Here is a 21,824-nt window from a genome sequence, read left to right as displayed (position 1 = left end):
AAATGGGCTATCGCCCAGTCTTCTACTCAAAGCCTTAAAAATAATTCAAAACAATTTTTAGCAACGAATCTCACTAATTTACGCGAATTTAAGTCAAAACATTTTTAAGATCTAATTTAGTTTTTAAATTTTAATTCGTGCTATTCGAGTTAATTCGTTGCTAATTTTTTAATCACTTTAAATAAATTATCGACAATCTTTAAAAAACATAGTTTCCTTAATAAGAACAAAAATAAAGGAATGGGTCAATACCCATTCCTTTATTTTCCATATTTAATTTTTAATGGGATCTCAATTATTAATCTCTACTTTTAGACCATCATAAGCAAGTTGAACATAATCAGGCAATTCACTATTAACCTTATTGTGCTCCAAATCATGGGATAAATGAGTAAAATAAGCTTTAGAAACTCCTAATCTATTCACTACTTTTAAAGCCTGTTCAATATTCATATGAGTAGAATGAGGTCTATAACGTAAAGCATCTATTACTAGCAGCTCGATACCATCTAATAATGCAAAACTACTTTCTGGTATATAACTACAATCAGTTATATAGGCAAATTTTCCTATTCTATAGCCCAAAATATCCAAATCACCGTGTTTAATGGGAATAGGATTAATAATATTGCCATCAATCTCAAAATCAGTATTAACCCTATGCAAAGTTACCTCTGGAACTCCTCCACCTATTTGAATTGGATTGAAGATATAAGAAAATACCCGTTCTATCTCCTTGATAGTCATACTATTACCATAGCAAGGGATACTACTTCTTTGTAAACGATTAATCCCTCTTAAATCATCAAATCCCATTAAATGATCAGCATGGGGATGAGTAAAGAGTACAGCGTCAATTTTCCTAATATTATTGTCTAATAGCTGTAACCTCAATTCAGGAGGAGTATCAATCAATAAAGAGCTATCTTCTAACTCTATATAGATTGAAGAACGATAACGCTTATTCTTAAAATCATCCGACATACATGTAGCACATTCACACCCAATTACCGGAACACCATGGGAGGTGCCAGTACCTAAAAAAGTTATTTGCATGATCATACCTCCAATCCAAGTTAAACAACTATATATCTTAGTATATTTGATATCGGTCTATGCTTCTAAAATAAAATGAGAATTAAGTGAAGTATATAACAGCCCCAAAGATTAGAATAACCATTATAGTTGCAAAGATACCTATTATTAGCAGATTCTGATCAATCTCTATTGAACCTTCTTTCTTAGTTTTTTCATCTTCAGCAATAACTTTATGAGATTTTACTTTCACTTCTGGATCAACGACTAAATTACCAAAAATATTGGACTTAAACTGAACTAAAACATTATATCGATCTAATTCTTCATTATAATTGATTTCACGAATTAATCCTACTACGTCACCATCTTCATTCTTTTCTAATATACTTGCTACACTCTTAGAGATTTCTCTATCATCATTTACCTTGACTACCAATTCATCACCTAAATTTAATTCAGTGATTCTTCTGCCTTTTACAGGTGAAATAACAGGGGTACAATTTAATTTAATATCTATATTCAACTTCCCACTGTTAATAATTCCATCTAGACTACTATTATCATTACTTAAATCATCCTCCTTACTAGTTGAATCACTTTTTTTAGCAAATAATTCAGGATAAATAAGCTTTAATTCCTCTTGATTAGCCTTCTCAATAATTAAATTTAAGCTGACTGCTTCTTGTATTACATTCTCAATAGCCTCTTTAATTATTCTTTCTATCTCTTGATCATTATCAGCCTCAACTAAAGCCACTACATCTAAATTCTCCTTAATTTCTAATCTCAAATCCTTATCCTCTGTTACAGCAGACTTTTCGATAAGTTCATCTAACTCATCCTTAAAGAAACTGATATGGAGATTAATATCCCAAATTTCTCGATCTGAGGTCAATACTGCACTGGAGTGAATTATAGACTTAGTTTCAATATCTATAATCAAATTAATAAAGCCATAGTTCTTTGTCCGTCCACCATAATTAAATTTACAATTAACAAATAAATATTCTTCCTTCAAACCTTGTGTGTTGCCTATATTATCCATCTCTTTATCTTCAACTTCTACATTATTCATCTCTTCTGTCATAATGCACCAGTCCTTTTTATTTTATATATTATTAATCTTTATATTCTATATAAAAGCTTCAATTCCCCCTTAATATTATAATTATAGACAGAACAAAAACCTTAAGTAAGCCTTAAGGTTTTTATTTGAACTTTAATTTTCAATTATTTAGTGAATATAATAGTCCCTTGGATTTTAAGAAAGCAGCTAGTTTCTTGTAAATAAGTAAGGTCAAACCAGAGTTGATAAACGACTTGGCAATATTAAAGGGAATTATCCCTGGTACTAAGACTTTTAATACTTCTTGACGGGGTATACCATAGAAGATAGGTGTTAATAATAGATTGGCAAAGGCCATAATAATAGTCATCGCCAGTGAGCCTAGCAGTAGACCATACACTGCTGTTTTGAGAGTTCGATTCTGATTATATATATAACCTGCCACAAATACCAAGGTTCCTGTTGCTAAAAAGTGCATAAAAGCTCCAAAAGGCCCTCCTAACCCTACAAAGATAGCCATTAAAATCGATAAAATTAAAGTAGCACCTACAGCAGACCCAGCACCATAGAGAAAGGCTATAATCAAAATCGGTAAATCACCTGCTTCATAAAGTAAATAAGGTACTGTTGGAATAATTGGAAATTTAATAGTAATCATCAAAATTAGAGATAATGCCGATAACACGCCAATGTTAGTCATCTTTTTTAAATCCATACTTCCTTCCTCCCTCTCAACCAAATTATTAATAATAACAAAAGACCCCAAAGATTAAATCTTCAGGGTCTTGAGTAATTCACTATATAATCGCTTCATCTTCTCTCATCCGGACTATACCGTCGGTACTGGAATTTCACCAGTTCAGCTTAACAGCTCGTGGACTATAACCACCGGTCAGGAATCTCACCCTGCCCTGAAGATAAACTTATTATTGACTTTTTCTTAGTTAATATTATATGCCAATTAGAAGAAAGTTGCAAGGGGATTATTTAGTTTATAGTTAGATAATGGGAGGATAATGCGATAATTTAGCAATCTGGAATCGGTTATCAGGAATCTGTAAAACATACTGATTCCAGGTTCCTGATTCCTGACACTAAAGTGTCACAATATATCCATTAACCGCTATTATCTACCTTCAACTCATACCCACTAATGAAATTAGCACTTTAAAAAGCAGGTATTATATTCCCTTGATATTTCTCAATAATAAAATCTTTCACAGCTTGAGAGTTCAAGGCTTCTGCCAGCTTTTTGATTGCAGGATTGTCTTTATCCTCTGTTCTTACTGCTAAGACATTGGCATAAGGAGAACTAGCATCCTCTTTAATAATTGCATCTTCAGCTGGCTTTAGTCCTGCTTCAATTGCATAGTTAGCTGTAATTACTGCTGCATCAACATCCTTTAAGATTCTTGGTAGTTGAGCGGCCTCCAGCTCTTTAAACTCTAAATTCTTTGGATTATTTATAATATCGGCAGGGGTAGCAGTCAATTCTACATCATCGGCTAATTTAATCAAGTCTGCTTTTTCTAATAATAATAATGCTCTTCCTTCATTTGTTGGATCATTAGGGATTGCCACCAAACTACCCTTCGCTAGCTCTTTTAAACTACTTATCTTATCAGAATATAGAGCAGTAGGCGGGATATGAACCTTGGTAACCGCAGTTAAATCTAGGCCTCTCTTCTTTTTAAAATTATTCAGATAAGGTATGTGCTGAAAGTAATTAGCATCAATACTTCCATCTGCTAAAGCTAAGTTTGGAGTAACATAATCAGTAAACTCTTTTATCTCTATTTCAATCCCTTCCTTAGCTAAAATTGGCTTAACTACATTCTCTAAGATAGCAGTATGTGGAACTGGTGTTACCCCAATTACTACCTTCTTATCAATCCTAGCTTCCTTTGTCCCACAAGCAGTCAATGCTAATATCGCAATCAACAAGGTTATAAAAACACTAATATTCTTCTTCATAACTAATTCCTCCTTAACTTGTAATCTTATAGTCTTATAATATTTTTATTGGCTACCAACTAATAGTCAGTAGCCAATATTTTAATTAAAATGCAGGTACAATAGCACCTTTATATTTATCTTCGATATATTTTTTAACTTCTGGAGAATTTAATGCTTTAACTAATTTTTGTATAGTTTCATTATCCTTATCCTCTGCTCTAACAGCTAAGATATTAGCATAAGGTGACTCACTACCTTCAATAATTAGTGCATCCTTTGTCGGTACTAAATCAGCTTCTAGAGCATAGTTAGTATTGATAATAGCAGCTGTAACATCCTTTAATACTCTTGGTAATTGAGCTGCTTCTAGCTCTTTAAATTCTAAATTCTTTGGATTATCTACAATATCTACTGGAGTAGCTGTTAAACCAGCCTGCTCACTTAATTTAATTAAACCTTTAGATTCTAATAATAGTAAGGCTCTTCCTTCATTAGTTGCATCACTAGGGATTGCAATTACTGAACCATCTTTTAAATCTTCAAGCTTAGCAATCTTCTTTGAATAAAGTCCAATTGGTTCAACATGAACCTTAGCAACAGAAACCAAGTCTAAATCTCTCTCTTTGGCAAAGTTATTTAAATAAGGAGCATGTTGGAAGAAGTTTGCATCAATACTTCCATCTGCTAATGCTAAGTTTGGAGTAACATAATCAGTAAACTCCTTAACCTCTAAAGTAATCCCTTCCTTCTCTAATAAACCTTTTACTACATCATTTAAAATTTCAGCATGGGGTACTGGTGTAGCACCTACCACAATCTTATCAGCCTTCACACTAGCTTCTTTACTACCTCCACATCCAACTGCCAATACTCCTACCAATAATACAGCTATTAAAATAAGTAAATTTCTTTTCATCTTCTCTCCTCCTCAAAGTATTAATTTACAATTTATAATACACAATGTACAATTAAGACATTAAATAGTAGTTCTCTAAAAAATTAATTGTAAATTGCCAATTGTACATTGTCAATCTTCTTTAACTGTGGTCTAAACTTCTGGCTAAATAATTACCTAAGTTTTGAACAATCTGAACTATCACCACTAATAACACAACTGTTTTAATCATTACATCAGTCTGGAAGCGATGATACCCATAACGGATTGCTATATCTCCTAAGCCACCAGCTCCAATCGCCCCAGCTATCGCTGAATAGCCAATTAAACTAATAGCAGTAATTGTTAACCCTAAGACCAAAGATGGTAAAGCCTCTGGTAATAGTACCTTACTGATAATCTCCCAAGGATTTGCACCCATAGCTTGAGCTGCCTCTATGACACCACTATCAACTTCTTTTAAAGCACCTTCTACAATCCTTCCAATAAAGGGTATAGCTCCAATTGTCAAGGATACAACAGCTGCTGAAGTTCCAATTGAAGTCCCTACTATTATTCTAGTAAAGGGAATTAAAGCTACCATCAAGATAATAAAAGGAATTGATCTAGTGATATTTATAAAGGTGCTCAATATCAAATTTATAGCTTTATTCTCTAAAATATTACCTTCTTCACTAACGACTACTCCTACTCCCAAAGGAATTCCAAATAAAGCTCCTAAGAGCATCGAGATTGAAACCATATAAGATGTCTGTAAGATTCCTTGCCATAAGAGCCCACTATCCTTAATTAGAAGAGACAACACTTCCTTCATTCTCAATCACCTCCACTTTAACCTCTAATTCTTCAATTAGATAATTAATTCCATCTTCTATTAATGCTGGAGTCTCACAGGTTAATTCAATAATTAATGTTCCAAAAGGTGTTCCTTGAATCTTATCTATGTTACCATAAAGTATATTGGCATCAATTGCAAAGTTATGCACCAATTCCGAAATCATTGGCTTTCCTGCTGATTCACCGATAAAAGATACCTTAACCAATCTACCCTTGTCTGGATTAGCCACAGTTACTCTAGATAACAACTCCTCTGGAACATTTGCATTGATTACCCTCTCGATAAATCTCTTAGTAACCTCTGCTTGCGGATTAGTAAAGATATCAATTACATCACCATGCTCAGCAATACTTCCTTTATCTAGAACTGCAACCTTGGTACATATCTCTTTAATCACTTCCATCTCATGGGTTATGATTACGATAGTAATCCCCAACTTATCATTAATCTCTTTTAAAAGTTCCAAGATAGAGTGAGTAGTCTCAGGATCTAAAGCTGAAGTAGCTTCATCACAGAGCAATACCTTAGGATCATTTGCCAAAGCTCTAGCAATACCTACTCTCTGCTGTTGCCCTCCACTAAGTTGACTAGGATAGTTATTAGCTTTATCAGATAGACCGACCAACTCTAACAATTCTGCTACTTTAATAGCAATCTCCCTCTTAGTCTTACCTGCAATCTCTAAAGGAAAGGCCACATTATCAGCTACAGTCCTTGATTTAAGTAGATTAAACCTTTGAAAGATCATTCCCATCTCTTTTCTGGCTTCACGCAATTTATGGTTACTTAATTTAGTAATATCTTGACCATCTATAATAACCTCTCCTGATGTTGGCTCTTCTAGTAGGTTAAGACAACGAATTAGAGTGCTCTTTCCTGCACCACTTGGTCCAATTACTCCAAAGATTTCTCCCTCATCTATCTCTAGATTAATATTATCAAAAGCCACTACTTGCTTATCCTTACTCTGATAAACCTTTGTTAAATTATTGATCGTAATCATAATACTTCCTTCTCTCCTTATTAAAAGAATTCCCCTCTTCTGCCTAATAGAGAAGAGGGGATAATATTTTTAATCCCTTCTCTTATCTATCAGGAATTAGCACCGCCATAGAAATTGAGTTTTATTATAAGTATAAGTCTAAGTAAGAACCATATCTTAACTCAAACTTAATCTTAAACTCAGACTCAGCGTACTACCGGTTGCTGGGCTTCATTGGGCCAGTCCCTCCACCTCTCTTGATAAGAATCTGTATAACAGTGACAAGTACTAAGTGACGAGCAATTAGCAAAAACTTGTTACTTATACTTTTTTATAGGTCTTCCTCAACCTTTGTGAAAATATATTATTACACTCTTAGCCACAGGTTTTAACCTGTGGTGCTACCATAGATTTTGTATAGACTACGGGTTAAAACCCGTAGCTAGATAATAATTTAAAATTATTATTACTTGTAATCACAAAGTCCGTTGTTGAACCTTTTTTATTAATTCCTATATTTAACCAAAAAACTTCTTCTCTATAAGAGAAGAAGTTTTACCGTCTTCTCTTATCTATCAGGAATTAGCACCTTTCCCCTTGCAGGGGGGTTGCTGGGTTTCATAGGGCCGGTCCCTCCACCTCTCTCGATAAGAGTTACTTATTTAAGTTATTAGTATCATATCAATTTATTTATCATTTGTCAACAGCTTTTGAAAAATTGCTTATAGCAAATCTTTCAAAGCCTTACTTAGCTGGTCAGGGCAAGAGGTTCCATTGCGACATTCAATTCCTGCTAATTTATCAGCTACATACTCAACAGTCTGCCCCTCTGCTAAAGCCGAAATAGCTGACTGATTACCATTACAACCCCCAATAAACTTTACCTTCTCAATAACCTTTGCATCATTAATCTTAAATCTAATCTCTCTGGCACATACTCCACTTGTTTTAAAGACTTGCATTCTAACGACCTCCTAAATTATTAACTGATTAAATTATACCAGAGAGTTAAATAATAAATCAACTAATATCAGATTTATTAGAAGTTATCAAGCTAGTGCACTCTCATCACCTGAATCTAAGGTAAATAAGCAAGAAGACCTAAATTTATCCTTATATTCCCTCAACTCTTCAAAATCAATCTCTTCTGGTAAGGGTATCACCTGCAAATCTGCTTTTGGCAGTTCATCATAAGCTTCAGGCTTTTTGGCAAATACATTGACATTAGGAATTCTGCCCATTTCTGCTACCAGACGTAAGTATTCTTTGGCATCTTCATCATACTCTTGATTCTCAAGCTCTGCAATCATTCTTAGGTTTGCTTCCCAATTGAGTTTAAGCTTATAGGCTATTAATACAGCTAAATCCTGGTTATCTAACTCCATATCTAGGTCCCACTTAGGTCCTTGATTTTCAAACCAGAGATTCACATCCTCCTCTTTACCCATTCCTTTAACTGGATGCTCATCAAATAATAGCACTCCAATCTCATTTTGACGGCATATCTTAATCAGCTCTTTCATATCATCTTCACGTTTTGGATCTTCTGGCATCTGTAATAAGATGATATTTGGTTTAAAGAAGGTACTTCCAAAGGTCTGAATCCCAGCCTTTAAATTCTCACTAAACTCTGAGACTGTAATCACTGTCCATGAAGCAAATATCCCTTTCTTTCTAATTCCTTCAGTAAAATCTGATAGTTCATCAATTAACCTGTCCTTATCTTCCTTATCAGCAAGCCCTATTATCTTCAAAAAACCCTTTGGATAACAGATATTTTTAACAAATTTATAAGACTTGTCCAACCAAGCTGTATTCTCAATTGGTAAGAGTAGATTTGCTTTCCAGGTTCTCTCTTGATGTACAGCTAAATCATGCACCTTTTTAGCTGCCCATTCAGCTAATGCCTCAAATAAACCACTTCTAACATCACCAAAAGGAGCATTTAGGTGGCGTCTTAATAAAAGACCATGAATTACTAAAACAATTACTACTGCTATTATACTAAAGCTAGGATTGATGATAAACATCGCAAAGATACATCCCAAAGCACCTAGTAGCGAAACAAAATTTGGTATCCTAAACATTGGTCTAAAGCTAACTAACTGTAAGCTCTGTTCAATTAAAACCACTACATTAATCATAGTATAGGTGATTAAAAAGAACATTGTAATTAATGGCGCAAGTACATTTAAGTCTCTTAGCATAATTGCAGCTAAAACTATTGCCCCTGTCAGAAATAACGCATTTCTTGGTTCACCATTAACAGATTTTCTAGCAAACCACTTACCTTTAGGCAAGATATTACGATTACCAAGGGCCTGCAGTATCCTAGGTGCTCCTACAATAGAAGAAAGTGCTGATGAAAAAGTAGCTCCTAATAGACCTATTAAAACCGCTGGTCCCCAAATAGATTTATCAATCATCACTGTATAGTTCTCAATAAGCTCTGAAACTGATGCAGAACGGGCTAGCCAATAAGCCAAAGCAAGATAAATCACTACACTAACACCAATAGCACTCATTGTCCCTAAAGGAATATTTTTGCGAGGGTCTTTAAGTTCACCTGACATATTAGCACCTGCCATAATCCCAGTTGAGGCAGGAAAGAAGACTGCAAATACTGCCCAAAATCCTATTCCTGAAAAGTTATTCTCTGGTGAACCAGGAAATTTACCTATCCATTGAATATCAAAGTGCATAGAACCAGTAACTGCTGCTATCCCTACACTTAATAATGAAATCCCTATAATGACTAAAATAAAATGCTGTATTTTAAATGCAAAGTTAGCACTAATAAAGGCAATAGTAAATAGAACAAAAAAGGTAATCAAGTCTATCAATATCGCTGGATGATTGGGAAAAAGCCATTGCCACCCACTACGAAAACCAAAGATATACATTGCTACAGCTAATGTCTGAGATAAGTATAAAGGTACTCCAATACTTCCACCAACCTCAAGACCTAAAGACTGGGAGATAACCGAAAAAGCCCCTCCAGCACCAATTCTAATATTAGTTGTTATTGAAGATAAAGATAGGGCAGTACAAGTAGTAATTCCAAAGGATAAAAGAATAATCCCCCAAGAGCCTAATAATCCTGCATTACCTACTACCCAGCCTAACCTTAAGAACATTATTACCCCTAAAATAGTCAATAATGTTGGTGTAAATACACCAGAGAAGGTACCAAATAGCTGAGATTTATCCTCCTTCTTTCCCTTAGCTTGTTCTCCTAAGCTCTTCTTTTCATTATTTTCTAAAGCAACTTTAGAATTATCCATTAACAATCCTCCTTTATCCTATTTAATATACTTATGTAAGTTTATATTGGTAAAAAAATAAAGCTAGCTATTTAAAATAGTTAGCTTATTAAGGTCAATTTATCGATATCAGTAATTATTACTACTATATTTATATAGTATATTATTCTAAGTTTGATGTCAAATTATAGGAGATTGGCTCATTATTGAATCAATAGTTTTATTATTCATTTAAATATTCCATAGCAGATTGAACTAAAATAGCTATTCCAATAGGCAATGCCTCTTCATCTAGATTGAACTTAGGGTGATGCCAAGGATAGATCTTTCTATCAGAATTACTGACTCCCAGATGTAAGAAGAAGCCTGGTACCTCTTTGGCATAACTAGCAAAATCCTCTCCTGCCATCAAGGGATTCTTTAAAATAATGGTATTCTCTGTACCAATTAACTGCTTACTTACTTTGGTGACTACAGCAGTTAACTGCTCATCATTCTCTAAAACCGAGTGACCAAATTGATAATCAAAGGTATAACCACCACCAAAGATATCGGTAACTCCATCGATAGTCTGCTCCATCAATAAAGGTACTTTATCTCTAACCTCTGGATTTACAGTCCTAACTGTTCCTTCTATCATGACCTCATCAGCAATGACATTATAGCTCTCACCACCACACAGTTTACCAATGGTCAAGACAGCTGGCTCTACTGGACTGATCCTTCTACTGACAATCGACTGTAAATTCTGAACTATATCAGCAGCGATAATAATTGCATCAATAGTCTCATGGGGAGCTGCACCATGCCCACCTTCACCTTTGACAGTTATCTTAAACTTATCGGTAGCAGCCATAATTGGACCTTCTTTAATTCCTACAGTACCGACTTCTAACTGGGGATTGACATGAATTCCAAAGATAGCTTCTACCTTTGGGTCTTCTAACACCCCTTCTCCAATCATAGTCTCGGCACCACCAGGCATTTCAGTCTGCTCTTCATTTGGTTGGAAGATGAATTTGACACTCCCCTCTAGTTCTTCTTTAAATTTAGTCAGTAACTTGGCTACACCTAAGACCATAGCAGTATGAGAGTCATGCCCACAGGCATGCATCTTTCCTTCATTCTGAGACTTATATTCACATTCATTCTGCTCTTTAATTGGTAGAGCATCCATGTCTGCCCTAATAGCAACTACCTTGTCTCTATTCTTACCTTCTAAAAAACCTACAACACCAGTCCTTGCTATACCTTCCTCTACCTCTAAACCTAAAGACCTTAAATAATTAGCTACCAGCTTTGCAGTCTCCCATTCTTCAAAGCCCAATTCGGGGTTGGCATGAATCTCTCGCCTAATTTTAATAATCTCCTCCTTTATCTCTAAAGCCTCTGCTTTCATATTTATCATAAATTTACCACCTCTTTTTTCCATTATATTTACTTATAAGAAAATCGTGTTTCTAAGTCTTTAGTTTAAAGTAAATTAGATTATTTATGCTAAGAAGCGGTAAACTTATCATTAGATAATCTCCTTGATTTTAAAATTCAATTAATAATCATGGTTTTAAAAAAAGAAAAATAATTTCTTAATATCATGTTACAAAAAAGAATATTAATACCTTGATTTGTTTAAATCCTCTTTTATATAATCACTGTTAGCACTTTCATTTCTATTTACCTTAGGAATCAGTCCAACCCATTCATAATAATGAAGTGTATCTGGTGTAAAATCAAACCTTTAACTCATTTCTGAAATCTGTATCTAATTCACCTCCAACAATACTTTACTATCTTAAGTTAACTTAAAATCAAGATCTTTTTTATCTAATATAACTATTATATTTTATTTATCTAACTCAATTATTAACTGAACGCTCTAGCAAATTCTTTCAACATTACTATCTCCTCAATATCACTTGCAAAGATGATATATTATCATTAAATTCTTTTAATAAAAGAAGCTATCGACTAGTGATTTACTCTCTAGCACAATAGCTTCTTAGAAACTTTGATTATATTAATCTTACTGATTTTCTGTTGCTTGTTTATTCTGCATTATAAGCAGTCTTTAAAATATCTAGAATCTCTTCTGATGTCAACTTCCTATATCCACCTAAAATTACTGTAGAGTTTGCAATCTTTGGTAGCATCTCTTTCGTTGCTCCAAGTTCTTGTAAATTAGTAACAATACCACACTCTTTAATAAAATCTTCTAAAGCGTCAATACCAGCAAGGGCTAGCTCTTCTTTGCTTTTTCCCTCTTGTTCAATACCCCAGACTTGTGTTGCAAAACGAGCAAATTTATCAAGACCATCTTTATAGATTGCACGATAATATGGTAGTGAAACCGCTGCCAGTCCCATACCATGGGCACAATCTGTATAGGCACCCAACTGATGTTCAATCATATGTACCTGCCAGTCTTGAGTCTTACTTAATCCCATTATAGGATTCATTGCCAGAGTAGAACTCCACATTAAGTTACTTCTAGCTTCATAATTCTTAGGATCTTCAACTGCAACCTTGGCACTATGAATAATAGAACGAAGCAACCCTTCAATCAAGTAATCAGTTGTTACATCATCTTCACCAGAAAAATAAGATTCCATCAGATGAGACATCATATCAAAGATTCCACTTACCATTTGATATTCTGGTAATGAATAAGTATATTCAGGATTTAAGATTGAAAACTCCGGATTCACTTCTGCAGGAAAGACACGTCCCATCTTCAATTTCATCTCATCATTGGTAATAACGGAACCGCCGTTCATCTCAGATCCTGTTCCGGCTAATGTGAGTATTGATCCTACCGCTACAATTTTATTATTAACTGGTGCAAAATCCAGCCAATATTTTTTCCATGGATCCTCCTCACAGTGTGCCGATACCGAAATTGCTTTAGCGCAGTCAATAACAGAACCTCCACCTACTGCTAAGATTAAATCAACATTGTTTTCTTTAACAAGCTTGGCACCTTCTTGCACCTTTTCATAAGTTGGATTGGGCATAATTCCAGGTAATTCTACGACATTTTTTCCACTGTGTTCTAAAATCTCAGTAACTTGGTCATACAATCCAATCTTTTTAATTGAACTTCTACCATAAGCTAACATGATTGTATCACCGTAATTTGCTAATTCTGTTTTTAAATTATCTAATGAATCTTTTCCAAAATAAATTGTAGTTGGATTTTGATAAGTAAAATCTAAATTCATTTTTATTCCTCCATTTCTTTGTATACATATACAAACTGATAATTATTATATTTCTTATTCTTATTTCAACTTACTATATTGCTCATCAGTTACTGGTTCACACCATTCATTACTTGTTTCTTCTCCTGGAACGCTAAAAGCAAGGTGGCTAAACCAAGAATCTGCCTTTGCTCCATGCCAGTGTTTTACTTCTGTAGGTATAGTGATTACCATACCTGGCTCAAGACTGACTGGCTCTTCTCCTTCTTCTTGATACCATCCACTTCCAGCTGTACAGATTAAGATCTGCTCCCCTCCTGTTTTGCCATGATGAATATGCCAGTTATTACGACATCCTGGTTCAAAAGTAATGTTTGCAATAAATACTGGATCTTCTTTAAACCTTGTCAGTGGATTCAAAAATGATTCCCCGACAAAATACTTAGCAAACATTGTATTTTCTTGCCCTTTACCAAAGGTGTTTTGCTTGTTAAATTTTTCCTCATTGCTAATTTTCATAATTTTTCTCCTCCTTAAAAATAAATAATTAACTTTTTTTATGACTCTAATATCTTAAAATTTTTATTAATTATTTAGCATTTATTCTGAATTAAGTTGAGTGCTGATTTTTTCTAATTACTACAGTTCTCCACCATAGACAGGAAACATACTAGCATCTCCATAGTCCTCGATTTGTTCCATATCTTTTAAAATTTCCATATCTTCTTTAGAGATAGTAAAATCCACTTCTGCATTACTTTTTATATGTTCTGGATTTGAGCTCTTAGGTAAAGGAAGAAGACCAAGTTGGAGATCATAACGAATACACAGTTGTGGTATAGAAACGTCATATTTTTCTGCCATTTCTGATACTCTCTGATTTTTAAATAATTCTCCATGTCCAATTGGTGAATACGCTTCTACTAGAATATCTTTGTCCTGTGCATATTCAATTAGGTCTTTAGGTGTATTGCTTATATGTGCCAAAATTTGATTGACCATTGGTTTGACAGAGCATGTCTCTAGAATGTTATCAATGTCTACTTTTTCAAAGTTAGAAAGACCGATTGCACGAAGCTTTCCTGCTTGATATGCTTCTTCAAGAGCTCTCCAGACTTCACGATTTCCTTCTAGATAATGATTATCTTCATGGAACTCAGTCCATGGTTTTGGGCTGTGAATAATCATCATATCAATATAATCAAGTTTCATCTTGTCAAGTGATTGATCGATTGCTGCAACTGCTTCTTGATATGACTTTATTTCTGCAGCAATTTTTGTAGTGACAAAGATATCCTCTCTATTAACACCACTTGCTTTAATTCCCTCTCCAACTCCACTTTCATTACCATATGCCTGTGCTGTATCAATATGACGATAACCAATTTCTATCGCTTCCTTAACTACCTCTACAACATCATCATTATCAATCATCCACGTTCCAAGACCTAGTTTTGGAATCTCTACTCCATTAGATAAAGTATACTTTTCTTCTAAAACCATAAATAACATCTCCTTTTTTATATTTTTTAGTTGTTTAAGAATTATGTTCTAGATAAATTTGAGCTGATTTTAAGATATTTTAATTATACAGAGATCTCAGTTTTAGCTACAATAATATTTTCTCTTAATTGATAAAATTGCTTACCTACCTGACAATTATATTTTGTAAAAGCAGAGAGTTTTACCCTCTTCTTTTAATGAATTTTTAGAGGTTTTCTTTAAAGAATGATTCTAATTTATCAAATGGAATCAGATCAACTCTATCATATAAGTCTACATGAATTGCATCTGGTACCACATACAGTTCTTTTGGCTCTGCAGCTTGTTCGTAAACAGTCTCACTAAAGTAATTTGAATGAGCATTTTCTCCAACAATTAACAATATAGGACGTGGTGAAATATCATCAACATTAGTCAAAAGCGGGAAGTTCATGAATGCCATTTGACTTGTGTTTGTAAATGCAGTAATAGAATTTGGATGATATCCCCGTTTAGTTGCATAATAATCCATAAATCTTGCAGCAACAGGAGGTAATCCTTTAGGAACCTCTTTAAGGGGCATTTCTACATCTGGGAATGCTATATTTAATTCTGCACCACCTTTTCTAAAATCTACCCAGCGTTGCTTAGAAAGTTCCTCCAACGTTTGATCACGTTGTTCATCTGTCATTGTCTCTCCTAGACCATTACGAATATATCTACTTATATCGTACATACTTGCTGTTGCGATAGCTTTGATTCTCTTATCTACTTGTGCTGCAGTAAGAGCAAAACCACCACTACCACAAATACCAACTGCACCAATTCTTTCTCTATCTATATAAGGGAGAGATCCTAAATAATCAACACCTGCACTAAAATCTTCTACAAAGAAATCCGGCGATGAAAGATGTCTTGGCTTTCCACCACTCTCACCATTAAAAGAAGGATCAAAAGCTAATAATACAAATCCTCGCTGTGCCAATTGATTTGCATATACACCAGGTCCTTGTTCTTTAACTCCGCCATAGGGAGGTCCAATAACTAATGCTGGATGTTTTTTAGTCTTATCAAAATCCTTAGAATAATATAAGTCACCAGCAAGTGTAATACCATATCTGTTCTTGTAGCTAACAGATGTTCTTGTTACCTGGTTACTTAATTCAAATGTGTAATAATCTGTTACCATTGCACTTGCTCTTCCTACAAAGACAAAGAGCATTCCTAGTATCATCATCATAATAGTTTTTTTCATTGTAACACCGTCCTCTTTTCTGTAAATTATTTCAAATCTTTAAAGTTGAACCTCCTAATAATACTGTATCATCTGGAGTTAACTCCATGTCAAATTTTTTTGAAATAATTTTAATAATAACTATATAATTAGCTGCTTTTGATTTTTTAAGTAAATATCACTATTATCTGATAAAACCTTAACCTTAATTCTGGTTGTTAAACCCAAAGCAGGTTTTGCTCATGATTTTGATATATTTAATTGTACATTAAGTTTGGAAAAGGTGTTCTCAAGTTAAATTTAACTAACATAATGAGTTAATTTAAATAACAAACATCTAGAAGTTTTATTATAGACTCTTGTTAACTCTAAATATTTATGAAATTAATTTATTTCAATAAGTTCATACTCCATTGTTCCCAATCCTATTTTTTCTGCATGTCGAAGAGATACCCTACCATTTTCAAAAAGTTTTTCTCCGCTGTTCTTCTGAACTAAGTCCAAACAGGCTGTATCTAAGGCAACCGGATCTTTCCCAGCTACAATACCAATATTATCTGTAATTGGTTTCATAGGTATTCCTGTACAGTCACACTCCTTGGTAATATTGTGAACAAAGCTAATGTAGATGATATCCTTGTCTTTGGATGCTCCGTAGGCATATTCTGAAAGCTTCTCATAAAAATCAGATCCTGACCATGAATTACTAATTGCACTTTTAGGGCAAACAGCAATACATCCGGCACAACCAGTACATTTACTATCATCAATTTCTGCTGTATCTACTATATTGATGGCATCAAAATCGCATTTATCCACGCAAATACCACAAGAAATACATTTTTTAGCCTCTATGATAGGAGATATATCAGTATGCTGTTCCAACTTTCCACCACGAGCAGCAAAACCCATAGCAAGCTGCTTTATAGCACCACCAAACCCTGCTGCAATATGTCCTTTAAAATGACTTGTAACAATAAATTGTCTATATTTCTCATATTCCTTACCTATTTTACATTTATTGAAAAAGTCTTTGTTTATTTCTACCTCATAGTATTGTGTCCCTATCTCTCCGTCTGCTATTATAATTGGAATCTGTGTAAAACCATGAGATTTTGCTGTTTTAATATGATCCTCTGTGGTAGTCCTTGATCCCCTATATAATACATTGGTTTCAATATAAGAGGTCAATACTCCCTCTTCTTTTAGATAATTTATGATTCCATCATAACATTTTGCAGGAATAAAGGTTTTGTTTTCTTTTTCACCAAAGTGAACTTTTATAGGTACTTCTTTTTCAAAGCTATATCCAGTTTCTGATACTATTTTTTTCAATAGCTCCACAGCATATTTTCCAAGCCAATCATAATCTGACTCTGAATTCTTAACAAAATATACTTTACTCAAGTTAACACTTCCTTTTCTATATTTTTTGATATGATTAAAGTAAAGGATAAAAAAATTTAAATCAATGGTTTTCAACTTCTCACTTGCTAGTGTTGTATTTACATAGATCTGTTATTAAACTTATAATGAAGGGGAACTCCGACAATAAATACAGAGTTCCCCAAAGATCACATTTAAAATACTATTACACCTAAGTGACAAAAGATTCTTAGATTACTCTATTTTAGACTATCTATAAAAAATGAGGTCAATTTATCAAAGGGAATCAAATTAACCCTATCATAGAGATCCACATGTCCAGCACCTGGAACAATATAGAGTTCCTTTGGTTGGGCGGCACGCTTGTATGCATCTTGACTAAATTCGATAGAATGGGCTTGATCACCGGTAATAAACAGCATCGGACGTGGAGAAATAGTCTCAATATCCTCGAACGGGTAGAAGTTCATGAACTTCATATTACTGGTTAACGTTGGATGTGTTGTTAGCTCAGGCGATGAACTTTCAGGCGTGTACTCACCTCTTGGTGTACGATAAAAATCATAAAACTCACGCTGGATTGGATCTGTATCTTCAGTCAGCTTATGTACTGCTCCACTGGTATATTTGGTTTCACCACCAATAAACTCAACATAGCGTTGCTCTGCTGCCTCTGCAATGATAGCTTTTCTTTGCTCAAGGGTTTGTGAATTGTTAAGTGCATTACGGTTGGCTGCTCCCATATTATACATACTTACTGTTGCAATAGCTTTCATCCGTGGATCGATTTTAGCTGCACTGATCACAAAGCTCCCACTACCACAGATACCAAGAACACCAATTCGCTCTCTATCGACAAAGTCCTGGGTACCTAGATAATCGACGGCAGCGCTGAAATCCTCGGCATATATATCCGGTGAAACAGCGTTGCGTGGCTGACCTTCACTCTCTCCCCAAAAAGACAGATCCAAAGATAATGTAATAAATCCTTGCTCTGCCATTTTTGTAGCATACAGATTCGCACTCTGTTCTTTTACTGCACCCATAGGATGACCAACGATGATTGCAGAATTTTTAGTATCCTGCTTCAAGTCTTTGGGAACGAAAAGATTCCCTACAACTTTCATCTGGTATTGATTTTTGAACTCAACTTTCTGCATACTTACCTTATCACTCTTGTAAAAGTTGTCTGCTCCATTTTTAGAACTCATACTAATCTCTCCTTTTCTATTTTGTGTTAATTATTATAAATCACGAAAAAATATCCTTATTATCCCTTTTGTTGTACTCCTCAGAACATAAGCAGATAGGTTTAATAATACCTAATTACTTTTGGGATAAATGAAATATTACTTATTGATGAAATTTATCTTTGATTTCACCATTAATAATACCTTATCATCTGGAGTTAACTCCAAGTCAAATTTTTTATTTTAAAGAATAATTAAGCTAACGCATTTAGCCAATCTGATAATTTACTTTCTATATCAACAGCTCCACTACCATAAACTACAAATTCTTCTGCAAATTTCGACTCAGGACAGAGTTTAGTAATATCCGCAACTATACTGCCCTGACCACCTCCCCCATGAGTTAAAAAAGGCACAACTGTTATCTTAGATAGATCATATTCACTCAAAAATGCTGCAACTGGTGGTGCTATTGTATTTGACCAATTAGGGGTTCCTATAAAAATTCTAGTATATGAGTCGACATTATTTATTGTTGTTTTAAGTGGTGGCTTATAACCTGTTCTAATCTCTTTTTTAGCCCGTTTTATAACTGCACTATATGACGAAGAATAAGGCTCTTGGCATTTTATTTCAACAAGCTTTCCACCAATTTTTTGTTCGATTAATTTAGCTATTTTGGCAGTATTGCCAGACCAAGAATAATAAGCTATGAGATTTTTCTCTGGCATATAAATACCTCCTTATTGATTCTAGTTATGACCAACAACTTTATGAGGGATATAAGGCTCTTCTAAGAACTCTAACTCTTCTTTACTCAGCTTTACTGATACTGCTGGAACAGCACTTTCTAGATGAGAGAGTTTTGTAGTTCCTATAATAGGAATAGTCACTGGGTTTTTGTGCATCAGCCAAGCTAGTGCTATTTGAAACATTGGAATTTTTCTTTCTTTAGCAATTTGACTGACTCTTTCTACAATCTGTCTATCAGCATCTTCAGTCGAGCCATATTTACTCTTAGCTATCTTATCGGTCTCATAACGTTCTGTACTTGCTGACCAAGGACGAGCTAATCTCCCAGAGGCTAGAGGACTATATGGAGTTAGAGCAATATTCTCTTCTCTACAAAAGGGGATCATTTCCCTTTCTTCTTCGCGATAAATGAGATTTAAATGATTCTGCATCGATACAAATTTAGTCCAGCCATTCTTCTCAGCTACATATTGAGCTTTTTGAAACTGCCAAGTATACATTGCTGATGCACCAATATATCTTACCTTACCAGACTTTACAAGATCATGCAGGGCTTCCATTGTCTCTTCTATTGGTGTCTCATAATCCCAGCGATGGATAATATAAAGATCAACATAATCTGTATCAAGGCGTTCAAGGCTCTTATCAATTTCACTCATAATTGCTTTGCGAGAAAGTCCAGCACCATTTGGACCCTCATATGCTGGGAAATAAACCTTGGTTGCAATGACAATCTCATCCCTATTGGTATAATCTTTTAAGGCTTTACCCAATATTTCTTCACTTTTTCCCATTGAGTATACATTTGCAGTATCAAAAAAATTGATTCCTAACTCTAAAGCCTTCTTAATAATTGGACGACTCTCTTCTTCGTTTAGCAACCAGGAATGAATCCAATTTGCTGTATCTCCAAAACTCATACAGCCAAGACAAAGACGAGATACATCCAACCCTGTATTCCCCAGCTTTACATATTCCATCAAATCACCCTCCTAATTGTGGATATGTTTTATTTTATCTTTAAATCTTCTTCTGCTAGCACTACCCTCTCTTCATACCCATCAATCTTATTATCCAAACGTTTTAATACCTCTTTCATCTCTTCAATTCTTTCATAAAGCTCATTACGCTGTTCTATTAAAAGTTCTTTTCTGGCTTGGATAGTAGAGTTTCCCTGTTGAAACATATCTACATACTCGATCAAGGCTTCTATAGAGATACCAGCATTTCTCATACATTTAATAAATTCAATCCACCCACAATCCTCTTCCCCATAATCTCTATTACCGCTTTCATTTCGCTTTACCTCAGGAAGCAATCCAATCCGTTCATAATAGCGGAGTGTATCTGGTGTAAGATCAAATCTTTCACTAACTTCTGAAATTCTCATTTAATTCCACCTCCAATAATACTTTATCATCTAGAGTTAACTCCAGATCAAGTTTTTTTAATTTACGCCCTATGCTAGTAACTAATACAATAAAGAGATATTAAGACACTTTTGTTGTTAGGTAGATAGGTGGGTAGATGGTTAGGAACTGCCTAACTATCTAACCCTCCAACTCCCAACTACCAAATTAAAAAGTATCGCTTTTTCTCTATAAAAAGAAGCTATTAATTTTTAAATTTCACTGGCATAATAGGTTAATTTACTTTTCCTCTGCTTCTGGTATAACTTCATTAATACAAGCAAGTGCATTCAAAGTTCTTGGATATCCAATATAAGGTATGCTCTGAGTCAATGCAGACAGTAGAACTTCTTTATCATTGCCAACACTTAGATTTCCTGCCACATGTGCTTTTAGCTGACTCTCACAACCACCTAAGGCACAAAGAATTGAAAATGTAAGCAGTTCTCTCATCTTCAAATCAAGTCCACCTCTAGTATAAAAATCACCAAAGCACATAGCAGACAGGTAATACTTTTTAATATGCTTTTGATTCTCTGGTGTATCTTCATGCATCTTATCAATTACATCACCAAAGATAGACTTCTGTACCTCTAGCCCCTTATCAAAGCGAGTATCTTCACTAACCTCTTTTTTGCTTTCTATAGGAAGAGAGATATCCAATTCTCCAAAGACCTCATTAGCTACATCTAGTGCTTCTATGACCTTAGAAATACCAATATATGGAGCAGATTGATATAATGCCTCTTTTATCTCTACTGGGCCTACTCCAATATTTAATGCTCCTTTAACATGAAGTTTTAGCTCTTTTAAGGTCTGATTAGTAGTCAACACCACTAGTGTTATAAGTTCACGATCTTTATCTGTTAAGTTACCATGACTATAAACATCACCATAAATAAAGTTCTTCACAATCTCACCAAAATCAGGGTCTGTTTTAGAAATTACCAGCTTATTATCACCAAATAATTTTGACATTGTCTCTTTAGCTTGATTTAGTCTATTCATTCTTTATCCTCCTAATTTAATAAATTATTATCATACGCGTTAACTTAAGCCGAATTTTGACAATTAGTCAATGGAATAGTATATTCCATCAATCTGTCTAAAGTTGTTTTTCGCTTACGTTTCTCAT

At 34.4% G+C, this 21,824-nt stretch carries 20 protein-coding genes and 3 riboswitches; all 20 genes read right to left on the bottom strand.

Annotation, left to right across the window (positions count from 1 at the left end; all coding sequences use genetic code 11):
* Positions 1-291: 291 nt before the first annotated feature.
* Complete coding sequence (locus ACTCDL_RS04530; RefSeq protein ID WP_463174358.1) at positions 292-1,056, bottom strand: MBL fold metallo-hydrolase; 765 nt, start codon at positions 1,054-1,056, stop codon at positions 292-294.
* 82 nt (positions 1,057-1,138) lie between these two features.
* The gene (locus ACTCDL_RS04525; protein ID WP_463174357.1) at positions 1,139-2,125 is read right to left on the bottom strand and encodes a hypothetical protein; all 987 of its coding nucleotides are present in this window, start codon (positions 2,123-2,125) and stop codon (positions 1,139-1,141) included.
* 139 nt (positions 2,126-2,264) lie between these two features.
* Positions 2,265-2,819, bottom strand: a complete 555-nt coding sequence (locus tag ACTCDL_RS04520) for an ECF transporter S component (RefSeq protein ID WP_463174355.1) — start codon at positions 2,817-2,819, stop codon at positions 2,265-2,267.
* 93 nt (positions 2,820-2,912) lie between these two features.
* Positions 2,913-3,027: riboswitch (FMN riboswitch) on the bottom strand.
* Positions 3,028-3,271: 244 nt separating this feature from the next.
* Positions 3,272-4,078 (bottom strand): MetQ/NlpA family ABC transporter substrate-binding protein, encoded by an 807-nt coding sequence (locus tag ACTCDL_RS04515; protein ID WP_463174354.1) that lies wholly within the window; start codon positions 4,076-4,078, stop codon positions 3,272-3,274.
* A gap of 85 nt (positions 4,079-4,163) precedes the next feature.
* Complete coding sequence (locus tag ACTCDL_RS04510) at positions 4,164-4,976, bottom strand: MetQ/NlpA family ABC transporter substrate-binding protein (RefSeq protein ID WP_463174353.1); 813 nt, start codon at positions 4,974-4,976, stop codon at positions 4,164-4,166.
* Positions 4,977-5,097: 121 nt separating this feature from the next.
* Positions 5,098-5,769 (bottom strand): methionine ABC transporter permease, encoded by a 672-nt coding sequence (locus tag ACTCDL_RS04505; RefSeq protein ID WP_463174352.1) that lies wholly within the window; start codon positions 5,767-5,769, stop codon positions 5,098-5,100.
* On the bottom strand, positions 5,741-6,796 hold the full coding sequence (locus tag ACTCDL_RS04500; protein ID WP_463174351.1) for a methionine ABC transporter ATP-binding protein: 1,056 nt from the start codon (positions 6,794-6,796) through the stop codon (positions 5,741-5,743). Before ACTCDL_RS04500 ends, ACTCDL_RS04505 begins: the two co-directional genes overlap by 29 nt.
* Positions 6,797-6,875: 79 nt before the next feature.
* Positions 6,876-7,042, bottom strand: a riboswitch (SAM riboswitch).
* 298 nt (positions 7,043-7,340) lie between these two features.
* A riboswitch (SAM riboswitch) is annotated at positions 7,341-7,429 on the bottom strand.
* 68 nt (positions 7,430-7,497) lie between these two features.
* Positions 7,498-7,737, bottom strand: a complete 240-nt coding sequence (locus ACTCDL_RS04495; protein WP_463174350.1) for a TIGR03905 family TSCPD domain-containing protein — start codon at positions 7,735-7,737, stop codon at positions 7,498-7,500.
* 87 nt (positions 7,738-7,824) lie between these two features.
* Complete coding sequence (locus tag ACTCDL_RS04490; protein WP_463174349.1) at positions 7,825-10,059, bottom strand: amino acid permease; 2,235 nt, start codon at positions 10,057-10,059, stop codon at positions 7,825-7,827.
* A gap of 202 nt (positions 10,060-10,261) precedes the next feature.
* Positions 10,262-11,446 carry a M20 metallopeptidase family protein gene (locus ACTCDL_RS04485; RefSeq protein ID WP_463174348.1) on the bottom strand — a complete coding sequence of 395 codons (1,185 nt, stop codon included), beginning with the start codon at positions 11,444-11,446 and terminating at the stop codon, positions 10,262-10,264.
* 637 nt (positions 11,447-12,083) lie between these two features.
* Positions 12,084-13,256 carry an iron-containing alcohol dehydrogenase gene (locus ACTCDL_RS04480; RefSeq protein WP_463174346.1) on the bottom strand — a complete coding sequence of 391 codons (1,173 nt, stop codon included), beginning with the start codon at positions 13,254-13,256 and terminating at the stop codon, positions 12,084-12,086.
* A gap of 60 nt (positions 13,257-13,316) precedes the next feature.
* Positions 13,317-13,754 (bottom strand): cupin domain-containing protein, encoded by a 438-nt coding sequence (locus ACTCDL_RS04475; RefSeq protein WP_463174345.1) that lies wholly within the window; start codon positions 13,752-13,754, stop codon positions 13,317-13,319.
* A gap of 120 nt (positions 13,755-13,874) precedes the next feature.
* Positions 13,875-14,738, bottom strand: a complete 864-nt coding sequence (locus tag ACTCDL_RS04470; RefSeq protein WP_463174344.1) for an aldo/keto reductase — start codon at positions 14,736-14,738, stop codon at positions 13,875-13,877.
* 205 nt (positions 14,739-14,943) lie between these two features.
* Positions 14,944-15,972 carry an alpha/beta hydrolase gene (locus ACTCDL_RS04465; RefSeq protein WP_463174343.1) on the bottom strand — a complete coding sequence of 343 codons (1,029 nt, stop codon included), beginning with the start codon at positions 15,970-15,972 and terminating at the stop codon, positions 14,944-14,946.
* A 363-nt stretch (positions 15,973-16,335) separates the two neighbouring features.
* Complete coding sequence (locus ACTCDL_RS04460; protein WP_463174341.1) at positions 16,336-17,433, bottom strand: DUF362 domain-containing protein; 1,098 nt, start codon at positions 17,431-17,433, stop codon at positions 16,336-16,338.
* A gap of 143 nt (positions 17,434-17,576) precedes the next feature.
* Positions 17,577-18,548, bottom strand: coding sequence for an alpha/beta hydrolase (locus tag ACTCDL_RS04455; RefSeq protein ID WP_463174340.1), 972 nt, complete (start codon positions 18,546-18,548; stop codon positions 17,577-17,579).
* A gap of 233 nt (positions 18,549-18,781) precedes the next feature.
* Positions 18,782-19,258, bottom strand: a complete 477-nt coding sequence (locus tag ACTCDL_RS04450; RefSeq protein WP_463174339.1) for a flavodoxin — start codon at positions 19,256-19,258, stop codon at positions 18,782-18,784.
* Positions 19,259-19,279: 21 nt separating this feature from the next.
* Positions 19,280-20,260 carry an aldo/keto reductase gene (locus ACTCDL_RS04445; protein WP_463174337.1) on the bottom strand — a complete coding sequence of 327 codons (981 nt, stop codon included), beginning with the start codon at positions 20,258-20,260 and terminating at the stop codon, positions 19,280-19,282.
* A gap of 29 nt (positions 20,261-20,289) precedes the next feature.
* Positions 20,290-20,670: a MerR family transcriptional regulator gene (locus tag ACTCDL_RS04440; RefSeq protein ID WP_463174336.1), complete on the bottom strand. Its 381-nt coding sequence runs from the start codon at positions 20,668-20,670 to the stop codon at positions 20,290-20,292.
* A gap of 259 nt (positions 20,671-20,929) precedes the next feature.
* Positions 20,930-21,697 carry a carboxymuconolactone decarboxylase family protein gene (locus tag ACTCDL_RS04435; RefSeq protein WP_463174335.1) on the bottom strand — a complete coding sequence of 256 codons (768 nt, stop codon included), beginning with the start codon at positions 21,695-21,697 and terminating at the stop codon, positions 20,930-20,932.
* Between the last annotated feature and the right edge of the window lie 127 nt (positions 21,698-21,824).

This window comes from Orenia sp. (genome assembly GCF_055140805.1).
Note: the sequence above shows the minus strand (reverse complement) of the source record. Positions and strands in the feature narration are given on the sequence as shown.